This is a genomic window from Rhodopseudomonas palustris (assembly GCF_003226555.1).
In the GTDB taxonomy this organism is placed as follows: Bacteria; Pseudomonadota; Alphaproteobacteria; order Rhizobiales; family Xanthobacteraceae; genus Rhodopseudomonas; species Rhodopseudomonas palustris_I.
The window spans coordinates 129,050-150,147 of record NZ_QKQS01000006.1; the positions used below are offsets into that span (position 1 = coordinate 129,050).

General features: G+C 64.6%; 14 protein-coding genes. 6 read left to right on the forward strand and 8 right to left on the reverse strand.

Going from position 1 to position 21,098, the window contains the following annotated elements:
- Window positions 1–8: 8 nt before the first annotated feature.
- On the forward strand, window positions 9–962 hold the full coding sequence (locus DNX69_RS02595) for an NAD-dependent epimerase/dehydratase family protein (RefSeq protein ID WP_110784461.1): 954 nt from the start codon (window positions 9–11) through the stop codon (window positions 960–962).
- Between the two features lie 6 nt (window positions 963–968).
- Here DNX69_RS02595 and DNX69_RS02600 read toward each other — a convergent pair whose 3' ends face one another.
- The 3 genes from DNX69_RS02600 to DNX69_RS02610 form a co-directional block, all read right to left on the reverse strand.
- A complete protein-coding gene (locus DNX69_RS02600) occupies window positions 969–1,634 on the reverse strand; it encodes a class I SAM-dependent methyltransferase (protein WP_110784815.1) in 666 nt (221 codons plus the stop codon).
- Window positions 1,635–2,458: 824 nt separating this feature from the next.
- Window positions 2,459–4,480: a pentapeptide repeat-containing protein gene (locus DNX69_RS02605; RefSeq protein WP_207803104.1), complete on the reverse strand. Its 2,022-nt coding sequence runs from the start codon at window positions 4,478–4,480 to the stop codon at window positions 2,459–2,461.
- Between the two features lie 293 nt (window positions 4,481–4,773).
- The gene (locus DNX69_RS02610) at window positions 4,774–5,205 is read right to left on the reverse strand and encodes a hypothetical protein (protein WP_110784463.1); all 432 of its coding nucleotides are present in this window, start codon (window positions 5,203–5,205) and stop codon (window positions 4,774–4,776) included.
- A gap of 630 nt (window positions 5,206–5,835) precedes the next feature.
- Here DNX69_RS02610 and DNX69_RS26020 point away from each other — a divergent pair.
- The gene (locus DNX69_RS26020) at window positions 5,836–6,771 is read left to right on the forward strand and encodes a hypothetical protein (RefSeq protein ID WP_133255962.1); all 936 of its coding nucleotides are present in this window, start codon (window positions 5,836–5,838) and stop codon (window positions 6,769–6,771) included.
- 36 nt (window positions 6,772–6,807) lie between these two features.
- Here DNX69_RS26020 and DNX69_RS02615 read toward each other — a convergent pair whose 3' ends face one another.
- From DNX69_RS02615 to DNX69_RS02625, 3 genes are all read right to left on the reverse strand, one after another.
- Window positions 6,808–10,317 carry an error-prone DNA polymerase gene (locus DNX69_RS02615; protein ID WP_110784464.1) on the reverse strand — a complete coding sequence of 1,170 codons (3,510 nt, stop codon included), beginning with the start codon at window positions 10,315–10,317 and terminating at the stop codon, window positions 6,808–6,810.
- A gap of 133 nt (window positions 10,318–10,450) precedes the next feature.
- A complete protein-coding gene (locus DNX69_RS02620; RefSeq protein ID WP_283809319.1) occupies window positions 10,451–12,049 on the reverse strand; it encodes a Y-family DNA polymerase in 1,599 nt (532 codons plus the stop codon).
- Window positions 11,937–12,722 (reverse strand): ImuA family protein, encoded by a 786-nt coding sequence (locus DNX69_RS02625; RefSeq protein ID WP_110784465.1) that lies wholly within the window; start codon window positions 12,720–12,722, stop codon window positions 11,937–11,939. The genes DNX69_RS02620 and DNX69_RS02625 overlap by 113 nt, the downstream gene beginning before the upstream one ends.
- A gap of 168 nt (window positions 12,723–12,890) precedes the next feature.
- On the opposite strand from DNX69_RS02625, the gene DNX69_RS02630 reads away from it, so the two are divergent.
- From DNX69_RS02630 to DNX69_RS02645, 4 genes are all read left to right on the forward strand, one after another.
- A complete protein-coding gene (locus DNX69_RS02630) occupies window positions 12,891–14,129 on the forward strand; it encodes a putative DNA modification/repair radical SAM protein (protein WP_110784466.1) in 1,239 nt (412 codons plus the stop codon).
- Window positions 14,130–14,278: 149 nt separating this feature from the next.
- Entirely contained in the window at window positions 14,279–15,766 is a 1,488-nt protein-coding gene (locus DNX69_RS02635; protein WP_110784467.1) for a UdgX family uracil-DNA binding protein, read from the forward strand.
- 218 nt (window positions 15,767–15,984) lie between these two features.
- Window positions 15,985–17,220, forward strand: a complete 1,236-nt coding sequence (locus DNX69_RS02640) for an ABC transporter substrate-binding protein (RefSeq protein ID WP_110784468.1) — start codon at window positions 15,985–15,987, stop codon at window positions 17,218–17,220.
- Window positions 17,221–17,389: 169 nt separating this feature from the next.
- Window positions 17,390–18,670, forward strand: coding sequence for a glycerate kinase type-2 family protein (locus DNX69_RS02645; RefSeq protein WP_110784469.1), 1,281 nt, complete (start codon window positions 17,390–17,392; stop codon window positions 18,668–18,670).
- Between the two features lie 122 nt (window positions 18,671–18,792).
- Here DNX69_RS02645 and DNX69_RS02650 read toward each other — a convergent pair whose 3' ends face one another.
- Window positions 18,793–20,367, reverse strand: a complete 1,575-nt coding sequence (locus tag DNX69_RS02650) for an adenylate/guanylate cyclase domain-containing protein (protein ID WP_110784470.1) — start codon at window positions 20,365–20,367, stop codon at window positions 18,793–18,795.
- A 126-nt stretch (window positions 20,368–20,493) separates the two neighbouring features.
- Window positions 20,494–21,078, reverse strand: coding sequence for a DUF3124 domain-containing protein (locus DNX69_RS02655; protein ID WP_110784471.1), 585 nt, complete (start codon window positions 21,076–21,078; stop codon window positions 20,494–20,496).
- Between the last annotated feature and the right edge of the window lie 20 nt (window positions 21,079–21,098).

The window sequence follows — 21,098 nt, forward strand, 5'->3', positions numbered from 1 at the left end:
AGTTGACCATGACGCCGGAGATCGTCGTTCTCGGCTACGGTCCGGTCGGCCGCGCCACCACCGAATTGCTCACGGCCCGGGGAGACACGGTGCGGGTGGCGCAACGATCCCGGCCCGCCGATCTTCCGCGCCGCGCGGTGTATCAAGCCTGTGACGTCCTCGATCCGAGTTCGGTCGCCGCTGCCGTCGCGGACGCCAGGCAGATCGTCGTCGCGATCGGCTTTCCCTATCTCAGTGAGGTGTGGCGCACCGCGTGGCCAGCGGCGATGCAGAACCTGCTCGCGGCCGCCGCTGCGGCGAATGCGCGGATGGTGTTCGTCGACAACCTGTATATGTACGGCCCGCAGCACGCGCCGCTGCGCGAGGACATGCCGCTGACCGATGCCGGCGTGAAACCCGCGGTGCGCGCCGCCATCACACGGCTGTGGACGGCGGCGAGCGCCGCCGGCCAGGTGCGCGTCGCAGCGCTGCGGGCGCCGGACTTCTACGGGCCGGGCGTCGGACTGTCGCATCTCGGCGATCTCGCGTTCGGCGCACTCGCCAAGGGCAAGCGCGCGATGCTGATCGCGCCGCCGGACACGCCGCACGACTTCGCCTACGTGCCGGATATCGCGCGCGCGGTCGCGACCCTGCTCGATGCCCCGGACGACGCCTTCGGTCAGGCCTGGCACATGCCGAGCGCGCCGATCCGCACCCCGCGGCAGATCCTCGAACTCGGCGCCCGGGCGCTCGGCACATCCGTGCGTATTTCGTCACTGCCGCAATGGCTGCTGCCGGCGATCGGCACGGTGTCGCCGATGCTGCGGGAGATGAGCGAGATGCGATTCCTGTGGGACCGTCCGTATCGGGTCGATGCGCGGAAATTCACCAGCCGGTTCTGGTCGGACGTCACGCCGTTCGAGATCGGCGCCGCGGCGACCGCGTTGTCGTTCCGCGAACGGGCCGCCGCACTGGCGGCGTGATCGCCATCACGCGTAAGCCACCCAGCCGCGAAACGCGAAGCCAGCGTAGAACAGGCTGACCCCGCTGAAGCCTGCCTCGCGCAACAACTGTTCGTCGTCCTGCGGAGAGAGGATCGGCAGACGCTCGGCGATGCCGATGCGTGCGGCATTGGCCTGGACGGGGTCGATGCCCGACGAGATCGAGAAGGCTGCGTAGCGGGACAGCCACAAGTCGAGCTCGCCGTCGGGGATGCTGTAATGCGCGGTGACGAAGGGGGCACCCGGCTTGAGGCGACGCCGCACGTCCTCGAGGGTGCGCAGCCGCTCCTGACGGTCGATGAAATGCAGGGTCAGAATGCAGGTCGCGCCATCGAACGGACCGTTTGGCGCGCTGTCGATGTAGCCCTCGTGAAAGTGGATGCGGCTGCCGTGGTCACCGACGGTGATCCGCGCAAGGTCGAGCATTGCGGCGGCGGGATCGACGCCGACGAACGACCACTCGGGCTGAGCATCGGCAAAGACTTTGAGTTCGAGTCCACCACCGGCGCCGAGAACAAGCACCTGGGCGTTGGGCGGAGCGCGTTCCGTAAGAAGGAGCATCGCCATGCGCTGCATGTCGGCAAAGCCCGGCACCATACGCGGCGGATTTTCAGCGTAGCGGGCGACAGCTTGAGGATCGGAGAATGCATTCATGAGGATATTGTAGCGGAATAAATCGATGTCTTGAATGTCGGTCGGGGTCACATCGGCGAGACGGCCTCGTCAATGAAAATTCCGCGACGGCGGCCGGATGCGGACGTCGCGGGGGTGGCGATGGCGTTGAGCGGGGGCGTCGGGCGTGTCGCGGCGGTCGCCGTTGTTCTGTGATCGATTATCCGCTCTGCGGCGAACGAAAGCACCTTGTGCTGTCTCCCCGCGCGTCACCGACGATAGTTTTGGCGACCAGAGCCGTCGTTCCGGAAACGGGCGCGATGCGCTCCGCACCGCTTGATCCGGCGGGCCTTCCCCCGCCTTCACCCGGCGCGCGTCTGGCGAACTCACACATCGCAGAGCCTCGTAGGTGCCCCGGACCGAGACCCGATACCTCCTGGACACGGGCTTCCGAAACCGGTCGCGCGGGACGCCGCGTTGCTCCGGCCTCGCCAACCGTTGCTGGCTCCGACAAATTCGCCCGGCCGGTCACTGCCGATCGATTTGCCCCACACCAAGACGCCTCCCGATGCGCGCCCGTTGGACAGCACAGAGAGAAACATCGTCATGATAGGATTATTATCAAGACGAGAAGGACATGAAGGCTTGGTGTTTGTGGGCGAAGATGAACTCCGACCCATGTCTGCATTGGGCCAGAAGTGGACTACCGCTTGCGGCGTGCTGAGGCGTACGCGGTCTTCTCGAGCATCAACAACGAAACAGGCGCATTCTCGCGCGCAGCCTATTAATGAGAGCAGGTTCATATTCAGGTGTGATTTTCTCCATTTCGTCCGCGTCTTGCCCTCCGACAGATCTCGCGCGTCATTCTAGCGCGGATTTGCTAGACTTGGCACTTCGGCCGACTCAATTTCCTGTTTGATGCTGAGAAGCGTCGACCGATCCGCGTCGGTCAGCGACGCGGCGACAGGGCAGTCGGCGCTGTTCTTGTTTAAAAGCTCTGCAATTAAAGCGCGCGCGGCAGGACCAGCTCGCTGAAGCTGGCCAAATTTAGCGATGGCGCGTATGACAAGTACCTCGTTTTCGTCTCCCGGGCAAAAAAGCGCTCTCAATGATTCCGCAAGCGCGGCTCGATAGGCCTGAACGCCAACACTGTTCTTCATAACAGCGTTTTTCCACTCGGCGGCTTCGACGGGTGGGGCCAAGGAGGGGTCGCAAGACTGGAGCCTCTTGTCAGAACCTGAGCAGTTGAGGACCTCAATCCTTTTCAGTGCTGCCTCGCGCGAGGGGCCAGACAGGAGCAATTGCAGGCTTGAACGTAGCTTCTGGTAGTCCTTGTCATCCCATGCTCGAACTTGCCCCATCGGGTCCCGCTGTCGCGGACTCCAAGTGTTGCCATCCTCCACCACCCGGATCGCCGAAAGCACCGCGGGTATCCCTGCTTGGTTGCTCCGCCAGAGATAGGAGCCACCGAGATCGGTCCCTCTTAAAGTCGCGCTTGAGAAAGACACCCCAAGAAGCGGCGCCGAGTCGAGCAACGCTGCCTGAAGGGACGCTCCGTCGAGCGACGCCCCCTGAAGTTGTGCACCGGAGAGCTTTGCCCCCTGAAGATGAGCCCCCTTCAACGAAGCGCCCTGAAGTTGCGCACCAGATAGGTTTGCCGCAGCAGAGAGGTCTGCCCCTTGAAGGTACGCCCCGTCGAGCGACGCCCCCTGAAGTTGCGCGCCCGAGAGGTTTCCCCCCTGGAGCTGCGCCAAGTCGAGCGACGCTCCTTGAAGGTTCGCCCTCTGGAGCGACGCGCCCTGAAGTTGCGCGTAAAGAAGTCGGGCGCCCCGAAGGTCGGCACCGGTGAAATCGACCTTTGGCAAACTGGCGAACGTGAATATCGCTCCCCTCAGATCGCGCTCGCCGGAGCGGAAAACGAAGTCCCGCCACTTCGCCTTCCCGGGATCGTCGATTCCGAGGTCTTCGTAGACGTTGAGGCTCGGCAGGACGAGCGTGTTTGAGAAAGGGAATCGGCGGTGAGTGACTAGGTTGGGTTCGGCGCTGAACAGCGCATCATGTACTGCAACTGCCCACGTCGGTCTGGTCCATGTTTCTTCTTGCCACTCGCCGGGAAAGGTTGCAATCGCGCACGAGAACGCAATGGCAAGGGAACTGGTAAGCAGCCCTAGCCCAACCGCGATCGATGATGCCCTCGTCGCGGTCGCATCGTTCTCGCCACCTGAGAGGATTTTTCGCCACAGCCACCAAACGAGCGCGAGGTCCAACAGCAGCGCGATTCGCTGTGTCCACACGACGCCGCTACTGTGATAAGGCAGGAACTGAATCTGGATAGTTAGAAGCAGAAGCACAGGGGCTACGACGAGCGTGATCCAAGCTATCACTCGTAGGAGCGATCCAAATGCACTTTCACGCAAGTCGGACGGGCCAGCGAGGAATTGGATAAAAATGTTGCTCGGCAGCTGCCGCCTAAGCTTGTCGCGCGTTGCTGTGCGCCGCTCGGACTCCGACTCGTTCGCGTCCTCGATTTGAGCGTAAAGCGCTTGATGATAGCGCTTCGCCTTGTCCGTCAACATGACGAGATGCACGAGCGTGTACGTATGCACAATCACGAACAGTATTGGCGCCAAGAAGAAGAACGCAAGTAACGGCAGCTCGATCCCGAGAAATGGCAGCTTGACAGCCTTTTCAAAGAAAAGGTCCTTGTGAGTCACCGCTCCCGCCGCGACCGCGAGATAGAAGAGGACGAACAGGTAGGATAGCCAGAGGCCGCCACCTACGGACGATGCATCGTCGACCGCCTTCTTTATCGCCTCGAGGTCATCGGCCTTTTTAGCAAAATCCGGCAATTCGGGCGTGCCTTTGTCGTCGCTATGCTCGCCGCCCACGACCTCCCCCTCTTGCCGATGGGAGAGCCATTTCACGAGGTTCGAAAACAGGATGTTGGACCGGCAACTGGACACCGGCTCCCTCAAGGCTCGGCCTAACTGTCCTGCAGTGGGATTCGCGCCGTCCCCTCTCATGACATTCGGCTCCCAATAATATGGCTGCCTGACCTTCAGCCAGGGTTAGAGCGTCAACCAAGTTTAAAGGCGTCAAGCGCATTGTGGCAAAGTCACAACGGGAGTAGTCCGATTTTCGATCGCGGAACGTCCCGTACGTGCCTTGCTAGGAGCCTGACCTAGCCTCCCAAAAAGATCTTCACATCGTCTAGTCGTCCACGCACGACGGCCCTAGTAGCCAGATACCCGCTCATTCCAACGGGATCTTCCCCATGTGCGCCACCGGCACAATTGCCGTGCGCACCGTTGAGCAATGCGTCCAATTCACCCTGAGCAATATCAATTTGTTGCAGCGCGTCTTTGGTTTGACCTTGTGACAAAGCCACTCTGGCAGCGGCGAGCGCATTCACCGCTGCGTCACCGTGGCCCTGCAACTGTGCCCAGTTAACTGGAGGTACTCCGTGCGCGCCACCTGAGCACCCCTGGCTCATCGAAATGACCATGTTCTGGATCTGAGACGTTGCTTGGGTCAGCACCGTTTGTGCACCGGAGCTCGCATTCTGGGCGGCCACGTTGCTGAGCGAAATCAGGAAGATAACTCCGCTGATCATCGCGGCGGTCCCAGATCTCAGAGAACGTGTCCTCAGCGGACTGCATCGTGCGATTGCGAAAGCCACTTGAAAGCTCTTCTCTGCTTGGTTTCCCTCATAACGAATTCTGCCGTGATTTGAACAATCGAGAGGCGAGAGCTGATAATACGCATTTTGAGTCAGCAACCGCCACACTCCATCGATTCTCTTGAGGTCGTCGGCGCCCAGTCCTACATTCGGAAGTCGCAACTCGGACGCAACCTTCCCCGAATTTCGCTTCTTTGACAAGCTCGTGCGGTCGACCAGCTCTTGACGTCCAGAGGCAGGAGGAGCGCGAGCTGCCTCGCGCGGCAAGTTTTTCCCGGAAGTATCAGCTAAGCGAGCGTTGAGAACGCCGGACATCGGCAGTTGCGTGCACGCCGCCGGCGACCAAAACCGCCGCGGTGTCGCAGCCGTGGTTAAGTAACTACCACCCCTTGAGCCCCGCAAGCGCGGAGAACTTTGAAATAGTGGGGCTGAACTGGCGGATCAGGATGCCCTCTACAACCGGCGGCCCCGGCACCAGACCTCCGCACCGGGCCATAAACAGACCTACTGAACCTCCCGCAGAAGTGGTAATTTGGAGGACCGAGTAGGAGGGAGGGTGATAGAATGTCTGACGAATCAAGAGTTGCGCTGGTCTCTCACAACGCCATTTGGCAACCGGACGCACTCACGCCGGCACGACTCAAGGCTGGCACCCTGCTCTTTGACAAACTCCTCTTCGTCAACACGAATGAGGAGTCATTGCCCGACTATGTCACCTCATTTCCATCTGCAGATGGTCGAAATGAAGCCGTCAACGAGGGGAATAAGCGTAGGTTGTCAAATTGCTGGGAAAGCACTGTTGGGCAAGCCCCCTTTTTCAGCATCTACGGCGACTTCGATCACACGTTCCCAGATCAAGATCGTTCGAAATGGCCCTGGGACTCTGCCCCGGATTCACTGAAGAATGCGACTAGAGCCGTCGTCGAGAGACTTTATCAGACAAGTCTTGCAGAGGATTCAGGTCCGGCAGGCTATGAAGCCTACAAATACGGCGGCTATATCATGAGCGATATATTATATTGGAGGCAGTTTTTTCCTCGGGCATCCTTCCTGGGCGATACTGCGAGCGAAGATATCTTAAGACACATTGCGGTAGGAGATCAGCTGCAAGGCCCAATCTGGACCGACGTAGAAATACCCGGATTCAACGGCTTGTCCTGGGATGACGTGGCGGAGCTGAGGCAGTCTGATTACCTCAAGGCCTTTCGGACCAAATTCTTTCAGCTATCAAACGCCGGTAGATCTAGTCGGATTATGGACGAGTACCGTGATGCACTTGAGCGTCTCGCAGACTATTGCCGGCCCAAAGTTGGGCGAAATGTTCTTTTAGGAGTCCTTGGTAACATTCCCCTACCAATCCCAATCAATCCCATATCGATCGGTTCGAGTGTACAAACAGTTGCAAAAGACCTGCGGATGAAGTCGGAATTTGGGTGGGCCTTCTTCGTAAGAGACGTTCAAACTCGAATAACCCAAATCACGCCTGCTGACGGCCGATAAGTTCTGCTCCGGGTCATAAGCGGCACTGTGCTCCCCTCAATGAAAATCCCGCGACGGCGGCAGGATGCGGACGTCGCGGGGGTGGCGATGGCGTTGGGCGGGGGCGTCGGGGGTGTCGCGGCGGTCGCCGTTGAGGGCTTCATAGCCGCGCTTCTCGGAGGTCAGTTGCTCGTAGAGATCGACGCCGTCCGGCAGCGCCGGGCGGGCGAGGCCTTCGGACAACCGCGCCATCTCGTGGCTGCGGTCGATCAGCCGCTCGGCGACCAGATGCACCACGCCTTCCGGGCTCGCTTGGATCTTGCCTTCGACCAGGATCAGCCGGGCGCCCATCACTTCCTTGCGAAACTTCTCCATGATGGCCGGCCACACCACGATGTTGGCGATGCCGGTCTCGTCTTCGATGGTCATGAAGATCACGCCATTGGCGCTGCCCGGCCGCTGCCGCACCAGCACCACGCCGGCGCAGCGCACGCGCCGGCCGTTGCGCCGCGTGTCCGACACCTCGCGGCAGGTCACCACCCGCTCGGCCGCAAACAGCGCGCGCAAGAATTCCAGCGGATGGCCCTTCAGCGACAGCCGCACGGTCTGATAATCGGCGACGACGTGCTCGGCCATCGGCATCAAAGGCAGCGGCGCGGCGTGCTCGTCCTGCTGCTCGCGCGCGCTCGCCGCTTCGAACAGCGGCAGCGGCACGTCGTCGGGCAGGCGTCGCACCGCCCACAGCGCGGCGCGGCGATCGAGCCCGAGCGAGCGGAACGCGTCGGCATCAGCCAGCAGGATCAGCGCGCGCTTCGGCAAGCCTGTGATCCGCGCGAATTGCTCGAGCGAGGTGAACGGCCCCCTCGCCCGCGCCGCGACGATGCGCGCCGCCCAATCGTCGGACTGCAGCTCGCCGGCGGCGAGACGCACCCGCTCCTCGTCCGGATCGGCCCAGCGGAAGCCGTCGATCATGCGGAAGCCGAGACGCACCGCATGATGTTTGCCGCAGCGCTCCTCCAGCGTGCATTGGCCCTCGCTGAACGACACGTCGACCGGCCGCACCTCGACATTGTTACTTCGCGCATCGCCGACGATCTGCGCCGGCGCGTAGAACCCCATCGGCTGCGAATTCAGCAGCGCGCAGCAGAACGCGTCGGGATGCTCGCACTTCATCCACGCCGAGACATAGACCAGCTTGGCGAAGCTGGCCGCATGGCTCTCCGGAAAGCCGTAGGAACCGAAGCCCTTGATCTGCTCGAAGCAGTTCTTGGCGAAGGTGGCGTCGTAGCCGCGCGCCATCAGATTGCCGACCATCTTGGCTTCGAACTTGCCGATGGTGCCGACATTGCGGAACGTCGCCATCGCGCGGCGGAGCTGATTGGCCTCGTCGGGCGTGAAATGCGCCGCCTCGATCGCGATCCGCATCGCCTGCTCCTGGAACAGCGGCACGCCGAGCGTCTTGCCGAGGATCTGACGCAGTTCATCCTTGTCGGCCTCGCCGGACGGCGATGGATACACCACCGGCTCCTGGCCGTTCCGCCGCCTTAAGTAAGGATGCACCATGTCGCCCTGGATCGGCCCCGGCCGCACGATCGCGACTTCGATGACGAGGTCGTAGAAGCAGCGCGGCTTCAGCCGCGGCAGCATGTTCATCTGCGCCCGGCTCTCGACCTGGAACACGCCGATCGACTCGCCGCGCTGGAGCATCTTGTAGACGGCGTTGTCGTCCTTCGACTTGATGTCGGAGAGCTGAAACCGCACACCCTTGTGCTGCGCGATCAGATCGAAGCCTTTGCGGATGCAGGTCAGCATGCCGAGCGCCAGCACGTCGACCTTCATCATCTTGACCGCGTCGATGTCGTCCTTGTCCCACTCGATGAAGGTGCGATTGTCCATCGCGGCGTTGCCGATCGGCACGTAGCTGTCGAGCCGGTCCTGCGTCAGCACGTAGCCGCCGACATGCTGCGACAGATGCCGCGGAAAGCCGATCAGCTCGGTGGCGAGCTCGACGGCGCGGCCGATCATCGGGTTGTGCGGATCGAGCCCGGCCTGCCGCACCTGCATCTCATTGAGGCCCTTGCCCCAGCTTCCCCACACCGTATCGGCGAGCGCCGCGGTGACGTCTTCGGACAGGCCCAGCGCCTTGCCGACGTCGCGGATCGCCGAGCGCGGCCGATAATGGATCACGGTGGCGACGATCGCGGCGCGATGCCGACCGTAGCGGCGATAGATGTATTGCATCACCTCTTCGCGGCGCAAATGCTCGAAATCGACGTCGATGTCCGGCGGCTCGTCGCGTTCCTCGGAAACGAAGCGTTCGAACAACAGGTCGATCTCGGTCGGGTCGACGCAGGTGATGCCGAGCACGTAGCAGACGGCCGAATTCGCCGCCGAGCCGCGGCCCTGGCACAGAATATCTTGCGACCGTGCGTAGCGAACGATGTCGTGCACGGTGAGGAAGTAATGCGCGTAATCGCGCCGTTCGATGATCGCCAGTTCCTTGTCGATGGTGGCCTTCAGCTTGTCGCTGATGCCATGCGGGAAATATTGCTGGATGCCCTGCTCGGTGAGGTCCCTCAGATGCGCTTGCGCGGTCTTGCCGGGCGGCACCGGCTCGTCGGGATAGTGATATTTCAGTTCGTCCAGCGTGAAGCTGATGCGACCCGCGAACCTGAGCGTCTCGGCGATCGCGTCCGGATCGGCACGGAACAGCCGCGCCATCTCGGCGGCGGGCTTCAGATGCCGCTCGGCATTGCTCTCCAGTTTGCGCCCGGCCTTGTCGATCGTGGTCTTTTCGCGCACGCAGGTCAGCACGTCCTGCAACGCGCGCCGCGAAGCATGATGATACAGCACGTCGTTGCTGGCGATGCACGGCGCCTGTGCGGCCGCCGCGATCCGCCGCAGCCGCGCCAGCCGCCGCTTGTCGTCGCCGCGATAATACGGCGAAAGGCCGAGCCAGACGTTGGGCGTGAGCGTGGTCAGACGCGTGAGCGCTTCAGCTATTTTCTTTGACTGAAACCGATACGGCGGCATCAGCACGAGGAGAATGTCGGAGCTACCGGCCTTGCGTTTTCCGCCGTCATGCCCGGGCTTGACCCGGGCATCCACGGACACCAGCACGGCCTTGCTTGTGGGCGTGGATGGCCGGGTCAAGCCCGGCCATGACGAAGGTGGTCGTTGATGGATCGAAGCCTCGTGGACGAACGCTTCCAGGTCCGCGAACGTCAGATGGCATTCGCCCTTGTCGGCGCGGAGCTTGCCGGCGCTGAGCAGGCGGCAGAGGCGGCCGTAGGCGGCGCGGTCGGTCGGATAGGCGAGCAGGTCGGGCGTGCCGTCGACAAAACACAGCCGCGTGCCGATCAAGAGCTTGGGCTTGTGGATCAGCTCGTCATTGTCGAGTTCGCCATAGGCGCGCACCACGCCGGCCAGCGTGTTGCGGTCGGCGATGCCGATGGCGTCGAGGCCGAGCCGGCTCGCTTCATGGACATAGTCCTGCGGATGCGATCCGCCTTCGAGAAACGAGAAATTGGTGGTGACGCCGATCTCGGCGTAACGCGGGGCGGTCATGGGCGTCTCGGTTCAAGTTAATTAGTTCGTCATTGCGAGCGAAGCGAAGCAATCCAGAAACGCCGTGCACTGAGCCCCTGGATTGCTTCGTCGCTTCGCTCCTCGCAATGACGGGGAGAGGCATGGCCGCCTTTCACGCAAACAGCCCGTGCATGTACCAGCGCGGCTGGCCGCTGCCGCCTACTTCCGGCATCACCTCGCTGCCGTACAGGCCGTCGCGATACAGCCAGAACCGCGCGCCGGCTTCGTCCTCGATCCGGAAGTAATCGCGGGTCAGCCCCGGCTCGGCGGCGCGCCACCACTCTATCGCGATCCGCTCCGGTCCTTCGGCGCGGGCGACGCGATGGAGAACACGTCGCCAGGTGAATTGCGCCGGCGGACCGTCCGGCACGCCGGCCAGCACCTCGATCGGCTCCGGCGGCTGCAGCAGCCGCAAGGGGCGCAGCGGCGGCTCGTCGGCCCGCGCCGGCCACGGCGCATCGCCCGGCTCCGGCGGACAATGCTGCACCGGCACGGCCAGCGCGGCGCGCTCGGGGATATGCGTATCCTGCGGCAGATAGCGCACCACCCGCTTGGCCCCGAGCCGTGCCGCCAGCGTGTCGGCCAGCAAGGCGACATCCTCGGCCTGATGCGCGGTGGTGTCGAAACCGCGCTGCGCCTCGGTCACGGCCACGCTGACGCTGGCGGCGAGCCGGATCAGATCGAAGCCGAAACCGGGATCGAGCGGATCGTTCAGCGCATCGAGCTTTTCGGCGAACAGCCGCTGCACCACCTCGACCCGCGTCACCGGCTGCCCGGTCTCGACGCTGATGCTGCGCACCGCGCCGTCGCTGCGGAAGAAGCTGGCGGTGAGCTGCCGCGCGCCTTTGCCGCTCCGCTCCATCGCAGCGATCAGCAGCCGCGCCAGCGCCAGCAGCGTCGGCAGAATGACCTCGAGGGTCGCGACCGGTTCGGGGAAATTCTTGTCGACCACATAGTCCGGCGCCGGCTTGCGCGGCGAGATCGGCGCGTCGTCTTCGCCGGTCGCCTGACGCAGCACTGCGACGAAGCCTTCGCCGAACCTGGCGGCGAGTTCGGACGGCTGCCGCGCCAATACCTCGCCGACGGATTTGAGCCCGGCGCGGCGCAGGCCGCGGACGATCGCATCATCGACCCCGAGCGCCGCCACCGGCAGCGGCGCCACCGCCCGCGCCTCCTCGCCCGGAGCGACGATCAGGCCGGAGCCGCCGCGGGTCAACGCCCGCGCCGCCACCGCGGTGCCGGCGATCGCGGCGCTGACCGCAAAGCCCTGCCGCGTCAGCGCCGCGGTCAGCGTGGTGAGGAGCCTCGCCTCGTCGCCGAACAGATGCGCGCAGCCGGTGATGTCGAGCAGCAGCCCGTCGGCGCCGTCGAGCGCCACCAGCGGCGTGAAGCGATCGCACCAATCGGCGACCGCATTCAGCAGCACGGCGTCGGCGAAAGGATCGTGATCGATCACGTCGAGCGCAGGGTGCATCGCCCGCGCGGTGGCGAGCGGCATCCCGGGCATCACCCCGCCACGACTCGCACGCGCGTCGCAGGCCACCACCACCAGCGCGTTGTCGCGCTTGGCGGCGACCACACGGAGCGGGCGCGCGGCCTCAGCCGGCGAGGCGCTGCTCGGAGACAGCGACTGGCGTTCGAACCGGTCGGTCGACAACCTCGGCAGCCAAAGGCCGAGGATACGCCTGCGGTTCACGGAAGCGGCACGCATCACAATTCCATTCCATGATCCAGCGGCCGGTTGGGCCGCGACGATTGCGAACAAGCGAGGTGTCGAGCACCGGAGCGCCCCAGCCTTCGATCGGCGGCGAAGGCGCCGCGCGCACCACCCAGCGGGTTTCCGCGGTCGAAGCCTGCGGCGCAGCGGCGATCCGCAGCATCAAGGCGGTGACGCCGGACTGCTGCGCCGCCAATGTCAGTTTGCGCGAGGCGACGGAATCGAACGCGCGGGTCTCGCCCCACAGCTCGGTAATCACCGCGCCGAGCCCGTTGCAGGCCAGCGCATCGGCGGCGGCGCGCAGTGCGCTGTCGGCATCATGGGCGCGCACCATCACCAGGCGGCGCGGGTCGAAGCCGAGTTCGGCCAGCCCCGCCATCGCCAGTTCGCCGTTCTCGCGCGCGGAAAAATCCTGACGGATCCACAGCAGGAAACGCTGTTCGGCGAGCAGTTGCGCCACGCCGGCGACGAAGCCGGTCGCAGCGCTGGCCTGGTGGCCATCGCAGAACACTTCGTGCAGCGCGCCCTGCATCAGGCCGCCGTGCAGCACCGCATCGACGTCGTCATGGCCGAGCGGCACGCGGCGCAGCGTCTCCACCGTCCCGCTTTCGAGCCGGTCGATCTCGCCCTGTAGGCGCGCAAGCATGCCGAGGCGCGCGCTGTCCATGCGCCGCTCCTTTTCCGTTGCCGTTTTTTCGGATTCGATGAACCCGTTGCCGGCTCATTTGTTCATGATATGTTCTAATAAATCCCTGCTCCCCGGCGGAGTCAATCGGGATCGCACCGAGGTCTGGCGGCAAATTTTTTCGCGAGACGAATCAAGGAGATTCCAAGCATGGACGTGCAGCGCAAGCTGGCCATCCTGGCGGACGCGGCGAAATACGACGCCTCCTGCGCCTCCAGCGGGACGGAGAAACGCGACAGTCGGGACGGCAAAGGGCTCGGCTCGACCGCGCCCGGCATGGGCATCTGTCATTCTTATGCGCCGGACGGCCGCTGCATCTCGCTGCTCAAGGTGCTGCTCACCAACGCCTGCGCCTATGACTGCCTGTACTGCGTCAACCGTGCCTCGTCGAACGTGCCGCGCGCGCGCTTCACCGTGGGTGAGGTGGTGCAGCTCACGCTCGACTTTTATCGCCGCAACTACATCGAGGGGCTGTTCCTGTCCTCGGGCATCATCCGCAGCGCCGACTACACCATGGAGCAGATCGTCGAGGTGGCGCGGCGGTTGCGTGAAGACCATCAGTTCCGCGGCTACATTCATCTGAAGACGATTCCGGAAGCCGACGACGCGCTGATCGCCAAGGCCGGCCGCTATGCGGACCGGCTCAGCATCAATATCGAGATGCCGGAGGAGACCAGCCTCGCTCAGTTGGCGCCGGAGAAGAACGTCCGCGCCATCCGCCGCACCATGGGCCGGCTGCGGCTGAAACTGGATGAAGCAACCGAAGCGAAGAAAGCGCCGACGCGGACCAAGCCGCCGCGCTTCGCACCGGCCGGCCAGAGCACCCAGATGATCGTCGGCGCCGACGCCGCCACCGACCAGACCATCCTGAACACATCCGCCAATCTCTACGGCTCGTACAATCTGAAACGGGTGTACTACTCGGCGTTCAGCCCGATCCCGGATTCCAGTCGCGCTTTGCCCTTGCAGGCGCCGCCGCTGGTGCGCGAGCATCGGCTGTATCAGGCCGACTGGCTGATGCGGTTCTACGGCTTCGAGGCCGGCGAGATCATCGATCCGGCCGCCGGGATGCTGTCGCTGGAGATGGATCCGAAACTGGCCTGGGCGCTGCGCCACCGCGAGCGCTTCCCGCTCGACGTCAATCGCGCCAGCCGCGAGGAATTGCTGCGCGTCCCCGGCTTCGGCCGCAAGGCGGTCGACCGCATCATCGACACCCGCCGCCACAGCGCGATCCGCAGTACAGATCTCGCCAAGCTCCACATCCCACGGAACAAGGCGCTGCCGTTCATCGTTCTCCCCGACCACCGCCCGCCGGCTTACCAGCTCGACGGCGCAAGGCTGGCGGAGCGGTTTCGGCCGAAGGCGCAGCAACTGGGATTTGGGTTTTGAGAGTGTCGTCATTGCGAGGAGCGAAGCGACGAAGCAATCCAGCACTTTGCCCTGAGCTGGATTGCTTCGCTTCGCTCGCAATGACGGAGATGGGTGATTAGCTACAAGCGCGACCTGTGCGTAACTAACAAGTGGACAACCAAAGGCACATGCACCGCATCCGGCTCGACGGCGACACCGATTTTGGCGGCTGGCGCAAGGCGGCGCGGGAGCTGGTGCTGGCGGACGTGGCGCCGGCGGATATCAGTTGGAGCGTGACGGGCGACGAGCCGGAGCTGTTCGACACGGCGGGGCTGGCACCGGATACTAAGTCCGTCGCTGAAACGGCTGCGCCGTTCTCGCACCCTACCCAATCGCCTTCCCCCACGCCGACCTTCAACGTTCCCGCCCGCTTCGTCGAGCTGGCGCAGACCGCGATCCTACACCGCGATCCGCAGCGTTTCGCCTATCTGTATCAACTATTATGGCGGCTGCGCGCCAATCCCGAATTGATGCAGGTGGCGACCGATCCGGACGTGATGCGGCTGTCGGCAATGGCCAAGGCGGTGCGGCGCGACGAGCACAAGATGCACGCCTTCGTCCGCTTCCGCGAGATCGGCCGCGAGCCGAAGTCGCGCTACGTCGCCTGGTTCGAGCCGGAGCACCATATCGTCGAGCTGGCTGCGCCGTTCTTCGCCCGCCGCTTCGCCGATATGGAATGGTCGATCCTGACGCCGGACGTCTGCGCACATTGGGACGGCCACGCCATCGCGATCACGCCCGGCGTCACCAAGGCGATGGCGCCGTCGGAGGACCGTCTCGAACAAACCTGGCTCACCTATTACGCCAGCATCTTCAATCCGGCGCGGCTGAAGACCAAGGCGATGCAGGCGGAGATGCCGAAGAAATATTGGCGCAATCTGCCCGAAGCGGCACTGATCAAGCCGCTAATCGATCACGCCGAGCGCAAGGCGCACGCGATGGTCGCAGCCGAGGCGACTGCGCCGAAGAAGCCGCAGCGACAGGAGCCGCCGATGACAAAAGCCAAGCCGAAGGCCGATACGCTGGCGCATCTGCGCGAGGAAGCGAAGGACTGCCGCGCCTGTGACCTGTGGAAGGACGCGACCCAGACGGTGTTCGGCGAAGGCCCGCCCCACGCCACCGTCATGCTGGTCGGCGAACAGCCCGGCGACAAAGAGGACCTCGCCGGCAAGCCGTTCGTCGGCCCGGCCGGGCAGATGCTCGACCGCGCGCTGGCGGAGGCCGGCGTCGATCGCAACAAGACCTACGTCACCAACGCGGTGAAGCACTTCAAATTCGTGCCGCGCGGCAAGATCCGCCTGCACCAGAAGCCGAACACCCCTGAGATCAAGGCGTGCCGGCAGTGGTACGAGCGCGAACTCGCCGCGGTGCAGCCGCTTCTGGTGGTGGCGATGGGCGCCACCGCGGCACAGAGCGTGGTCGGCAAGGTCACCCCGATCAACAAGACCCGCGGCCGCCTGATCGACCGCGACGACGGCCCGCAGGTGCTGGTCACCGTCCATCCGTCTTATCTGCTGCGCCTGCCCGATGCCGAAGCCAAAGAGCGCGAATACGCCCGCTTCGTCGACGACCTGAAACTCGTCGCCGCGCATCTAAACAAGGCGGATGCAGCGTAGCCTCGTGTGACGCGCCGATGACGCGGCGCGGAGTCGGTGCGCCGGGCGCACGTCTCCGGCAGCATCTATTTCCACTTGACGGAATGGACGCGGAATTCGGTAACCGTCGCAACTCGCGCGGGTTGAGCAACCGTTCCGAACCGGCTAACCCTCGCTGCACTGCCAACGCTGCACTGCAACGTACGCCGCAAGACCAACAACAACACGCGAGGAATTCGATGTCTGCCCTCTCCCGATCGATAGCCACCCTGGCGACCGTCGCCCTGCTGACCGCTTCGAGCGGCCAGGCTATGGCGCAGAAGAAATACGGCCCCGGCGCCAGCGACACTGAAGTCAAGATCGGCAACATCGTGCCCTATTCGGGCCCCGCTTCCGCCTATGGCAGCGTCGGCCGGGCGCAGGAAGCCTATTTCAAGATGATCAACGACAAGGGCGGCATCAACGGCCGCAAGATCGTCTACATCTCCTATGACGACGCCTATTCGCCGCCGAAGGCCGTCGAGCAGACCCGCAAGCTGGTCGAGAGCGACGAAGTGCTGTTCATGTTCTCGCCGCTCGGCACGCCGTCGAACACCGCGATCCAGAAGTATCTCAACGCCAAGAAGGTGCCGCATCTGTTCCTGGCGTCGGGCGCCACCAAGTGGAACGACCCGAAGCACTTCCCGTGGACGATGGGCTGGCTGCCGAGCTACCAGAGCGAAGGCCGGATCTACGCCAAGTACATCCTGAAGGAGAAGCCGGACGCCAAGATCGCCGTGCTGTATCAGGGCGACGACTTCGGCAAGGACTATCTGAAGGGCCTCAAGGACGGTCTCGGCGCCAAGGCGTCGCAGGTCGTGATCGAGGACAGCTACGAGCTGACCGAGCCGACCGTCGACTCCCACATCGTCAAGATCAAGGCCTCCAACCCTGACGTGCTGGTGATCTTCGCGACGCCGAAATTCGCCGCGCAGACCATCAAGAAGGTCGCCGAGCTCGCCTGGAAGCCGATGATGATCGTGCCGAACGTGTCGGCGTCGACCGGCAGCGTGATGAAGCCGGCCGGCTTCGAGAACGCCCAGGGCGTGATCTCGGCCTCCTACGCCAAGGACGCCACCGACAAGCAGTGGGAGAACGACCCCGGCATGAAGGCGTATTACGAGTTCCTGGCGAAGTACGCGCCGGACGCCAATCGCGCCGATTCCTCGTTCATGACCGGCTACAACATCGCCGAGACGGTGGCGGTGCTGATCAAGCAGTGCGGCGACGACCTCACCCGCGCCAACGTGATGAAGCAGGCTGCCAGCCTGAAGGACGTCCAGCTCGGCGGCCTGCTGCCCGGCATCAAGCTCAACACCTCGGAGACCGACTTCGCGCCGATCGAGCAGCTGCAGCTGATGAAGTTCGAAGGCGAACACTGGAAGCTGTTCGGCGACGTGATCGAAGGCGAAGTTCACCAGCCGAACGGCGGCTAGTCGCTTCGCACGCACCGTCATTCCGGGGCTCCGCGCAGCGGCGAACCCGGAATATCGAACTGCCCTGAACCTCTGGATCCCGGGTTCGCTCGCGCAGCGAGCGCCCCGGGATGACGGCCTGAGACGGCCGCCACTTGCCGCCCCGCGGCGCGCCTGCCACAACGGGCGCATGACCGATCATCGCCCCCTGCTCCGCGCCATCTTCGATGCGGCCGTCGCCGCCGCGCATCCCGATCGCGTGCTCGCCGCGCATCTGCCGCCAGCGCCGCGCGGCCGGATCATCTGCCTCGCAGCCGGCAAGGGTGCCGCCGCGATGGCCGCCGCCGCCGAGCGGCACTACCTCGACACATTGGCCCTGGAAGCGTCGCGGCTGGTCGGCGTCGCCACCACCCGTCACGGTCACCGCGTGCCGACCCGCTGCGTCGAGGTGATCGAGGCCGGCCATCCGATGCCCGACGCCGCCGGCGTCCGCGGCGCCGAGACCAGCCTCGTGCTCGCCGCCATCGCGACGCCGGACGATCTATTGCTGGTGCTGCTGTCGGGCGGAGGCTCGGCCAACTGGATCGCTCCAGCCGCAGGTGTGACGCTGGCGCAGAAGCAGCAGGCGACCCGCGCGCTGCTGCGCTCCGGCGCGCCGATCGGCGAGGTCAACACCGTCAGAAAACATCTGTCGCGGATCAAAGGCGGCCGCCTCGCCCGCGCCGGGCAGCACGCCGGTCAGATCGAGACGCTGGCCATCTCCGACGTGCCGCGCGACGAGCCGTCTGCGATCGCGTCGGGCCCGACCGTGCCGGACCCCACCACGCTGGCCGACGCCCGCGCGCTGGTGGCGCGCTATGATCTGCAGCTCGATCCGGCGGTCGCTGCCGCGCTGAACGATCCGGGCAACGAGAGCGTCAAGGACGGTGACGCCGCGTTCGCGCGCGCGCGGTTCGAGATCATCGCACGGCCGCGGCAGTCGCTCGATGCGGCGATCCAAGTCGCGCGTGGCGCCGGCTACGAGATCGCCGATCTCGGCGCCGACCTCGAAGGCGAAGCCCGCGACGTCGCCGCCGCGCACGCGCAGCTCGCGCGCGAGGCCCGCGCATCGGGGCGTAAACTGGCGATCCTGTCCGGCGGCGAACTCACCGTCACGGTGCGCGGCCAGGGCCGCGGCGGCCCCAACCAGGAATATGCGCTGGCGCTGGCAAAGCACCTGTCCGACCTGCCCGACGTCGCCGCACTCGCGGCTGACACCGACGGCGCCGACGGCGGTGCCGGCGACGCCGACGATCCCGCCGGCGCGCTGATCGACGCAGCGACCTTCGCGCAGATCGCGGCGCTGCAGCTCGATCCCGCCGCCTATCTCGCGAACAACGACGCCACCGGCTTCTTCACCCAGACCGGCGGCCTGCTGATCACCGGCCCGACGCTGACCAACGTCAACGATATCCGGGTGATCTTGGTGTGAGGCGTCCACCCCTATCGTCATTGCGAGGAGCGCAGCGACGAAGCAATCCAGGACGCGGGGCACGGAGCTTCTGGATTGCTTCGCTTGGCTCGCAATGACGACGTCTCTCGACTTGGAGCCTGCTACTCCGCCGCCTTCGGCTGTCGCCGGTCGAGCGAGGACAGCGCCTGCAGCAGCACCGCGCGGACGCGGTCGTTGTCCGTGGCGGCGACGGCTGCGGTGTCGAGGCGGAAGTCGAAGCCGGGCACCTTCTCGATCACCACCGCCGAGGCCTCGCTGCCGTCGCGGAGGTGGTCGACCGCATACGGCACCACCTCGCGGCTGATGCCCTTCATGGTGATCGACGGCAGTGCGTGGGCGTCGACGACATCGCTGACCAGCGCGTAGGTCTCGTAGCTGATGACAATGCCCCCGGGTTCGGCGATCGATTGCAGCCGTGCGGCGAGGTTCGCCTCGGCGCCGATGATGGTGTAGTCCATCCGGTCGGCGCTGCCGAAATTGCCGACGTTGCAATAGCCGGAATTGATCCCGATTCGCGACCGGAACGGCTGCTCGATCCCCGCGGCGCGCCATTTGGCATTGAGCTCGGACAGCCGGCGCTGCATCGCCCACGCCATCCGCACGCAGGCCTGGGCGTCGGCGCGGTCACCCTTGGTTTCGGGATCGCCGAAGAAGATCAGCATCGCATCGCCGATGAATTTGTCGATCGTGCCGCCGTAGCGGTGCGCGATCTCCGACATCTCGGTAAAGTACTCGTTGAGCAGCTGGGTGATCAGCTCGGGCTGCAGCCGCTCGGTGGTGGCGGTGAAATTCTGGATGTCGGAGAAAAAGATCGTCAGCTTCTTGCGCTCGGTGTGGATGGTGACGTCCTTCTGCCCGGAGAAGATGCTCTTGTAGATCTGCGGCGGAATGTAGCGCGAGATCTTCATCGACAGCGACGCCAGGAAGTCGTTGTTGGTCTCGAGCTCGCGGTTCATCGCGACGATCTTCTGCGACTGCCGCCGCTGCATGGTGAGGAACGACACCCCACACACGGCGGTGAGGACGAAATAGGCCAGCAGGAACTTGAACGAGAACAGATTGGCGGCGATCGGCTGGGTGATCATCACCTCCTGGATGCCGCGAACGTCACCCACCTTCCAGTCGCGCTTCGGACTTTCGGGGTGGGTGTTGTGGCAGGCGACGCAGGCCGGCGCCATCGTCACCGGCGACACCAGCCGGACGCTGTCGCTGAACAGGCTCGCGGATGCCGACACGATGTTCTCGCTGGCGTCCTTGCGCAGCGCCGCGAGCGCATCCCGCTCGAAGGCGTCGAGCTGGTGCGGCGCGCGATTGGCGAACGGATAATCCGAGACGAAGCGGTAGGTGATGTTGCTCTGCTGCTCGCCGATCACCTTGCCGAGCTCGAGCGACAGCGTCGCCGGGATCGGGATGGCGCCGGGCACGTTCTCGTAGTCGTGGATCACCTGGACCTGGCCGGGATGGGCCAGAATCCGCCCGACCACATTGGCGGCATAATAGTGCCGGACGCTCTTGATCACCGAGTTCAGGTCGGAGGCCTGCCGGCGCAGCGCCGCGTCGGCAAGGCTGGTGAGATCGAGCCACACCGCCAGCGGCAGACCGAGCAGCAGTGCCGCGATCGCGAGACCGGTCCACCATCCGCGGGCGCGCAGATTGTTGGTGTCTGACTTGTCCATGCCGCGCCCGCCCTCGTTGCCGCCGTGGCCGGCAACCTAGAATGCGGGCGGTATAAAAGGAAGCTCTCGCGGTGCAGCGCTACCAGTCCGAGCTAGCCGTTCGGGCGCTCCGCAGTGGCCGCCGGCTCAAGGCGCGCGCGACGTCCGGATCGGGCGGCCCTGCGAGATGAAGGCGTAATGGCCGTTGGCGAAGGTGCCGATCATCAGAGCCTCGGTCACCGGCTCGGCGATGTCGCCTGCCGCCGACCAGTCGATCACGAAATTGGCCCCGGTTCCGCCGCGGGTGTCGAGCGTGGGGACGAAAGCCTCGATCGTGGCGAACGGCTTCAGCGCCACTGGCGCGTCCAGATAGCTCTCCACCATCTTGCCGGCGCCGTCGTAATAGCCGATCCGCTTGATCACCAGCGGCTTGGTCTCGGAGGCGTTGTGGATGCTCAGCGTCACCGAAAAATTCGCCCGCGTCGCGCCCTGGTTGATCGACACGCTGGAATAGGCCGGCACATAGACCGAGCCCCCGACCGTGAGCTGATCGGCCGGCAATGCGGTAAGCGAGGCAGCGAACGCCTGGGCGATGCCCCGCGGGGCCGATGATTGCGCCAAACACGGTGCGCTGGACGACAGAATCAGGCATGTCACCCAGAGAATCACGGGAACGCCGAAGCGACGGCGTCCCGTTCCGCGAGCCGGGCTCCCGATGCATTGTCTCAGCATGGCTGTCCCTTTAATGTTCG

Bases quoted from the DNA above. Each gene is read 5' to 3' on its own strand.
- DNX69_RS02595 (WP_110784461.1), top strand. From the start codon at position 9: ATGACGCCGGAGATCGTCGTTCTCGGCTACGGTCCGGTCGGCCGCGCC.
- DNX69_RS02600 (WP_110784815.1), bottom strand. From the start codon at position 1,634: ATGAATGCATTCTCCGATCCTCAAGCTGTCGCCCGCTACGCTGAAAAT.
- DNX69_RS02610 (WP_110784463.1), bottom strand. From the start codon at position 5,205: ATGATCAGCGGAGTTATCTTCCTGATTTCGCTCAGCAACGTGGCCGCC.
- DNX69_RS26020 (WP_133255962.1), top strand. From the start codon at position 5,836: ATGTCTGACGAATCAAGAGTTGCGCTGGTCTCTCACAACGCCATTTGG.
- DNX69_RS02615 (WP_110784464.1), bottom strand. From the start codon at position 10,317: ATGACCGCCCCGCGTTACGCCGAGATCGGCGTCACCACCAATTTCTCG.
- DNX69_RS02620 (WP_283809319.1), bottom strand. From the start codon at position 12,049: ATGCGTGCCGCTTCCGTGAACCGCAGGCGTATCCTCGGCCTTTGGCTG.
- DNX69_RS02625 (WP_110784465.1), bottom strand. From the start codon at position 12,722: ATGGACAGCGCGCGCCTCGGCATGCTTGCGCGCCTACAGGGCGAGATC.
- DNX69_RS02630 (WP_110784466.1), top strand. From the start codon at position 12,891: ATGGACGTGCAGCGCAAGCTGGCCATCCTGGCGGACGCGGCGAAATAC.
- DNX69_RS02635 (WP_110784467.1), top strand. From the start codon at position 14,279: ATGCACCGCATCCGGCTCGACGGCGACACCGATTTTGGCGGCTGGCGC.
- DNX69_RS02640 (WP_110784468.1), top strand. From the start codon at position 15,985: ATGTCTGCCCTCTCCCGATCGATAGCCACCCTGGCGACCGTCGCCCTG.
- DNX69_RS02645 (WP_110784469.1), top strand. From the start codon at position 17,390: ATGACCGATCATCGCCCCCTGCTCCGCGCCATCTTCGATGCGGCCGTC.
- DNX69_RS02650 (WP_110784470.1), bottom strand. From the start codon at position 20,367: ATGGACAAGTCAGACACCAACAATCTGCGCGCCCGCGGATGGTGGACC.
- DNX69_RS02655 (WP_110784471.1), bottom strand. From the start codon at position 21,078: ATGCTGAGACAATGCATCGGGAGCCCGGCTCGCGGAACGGGACGCCGT.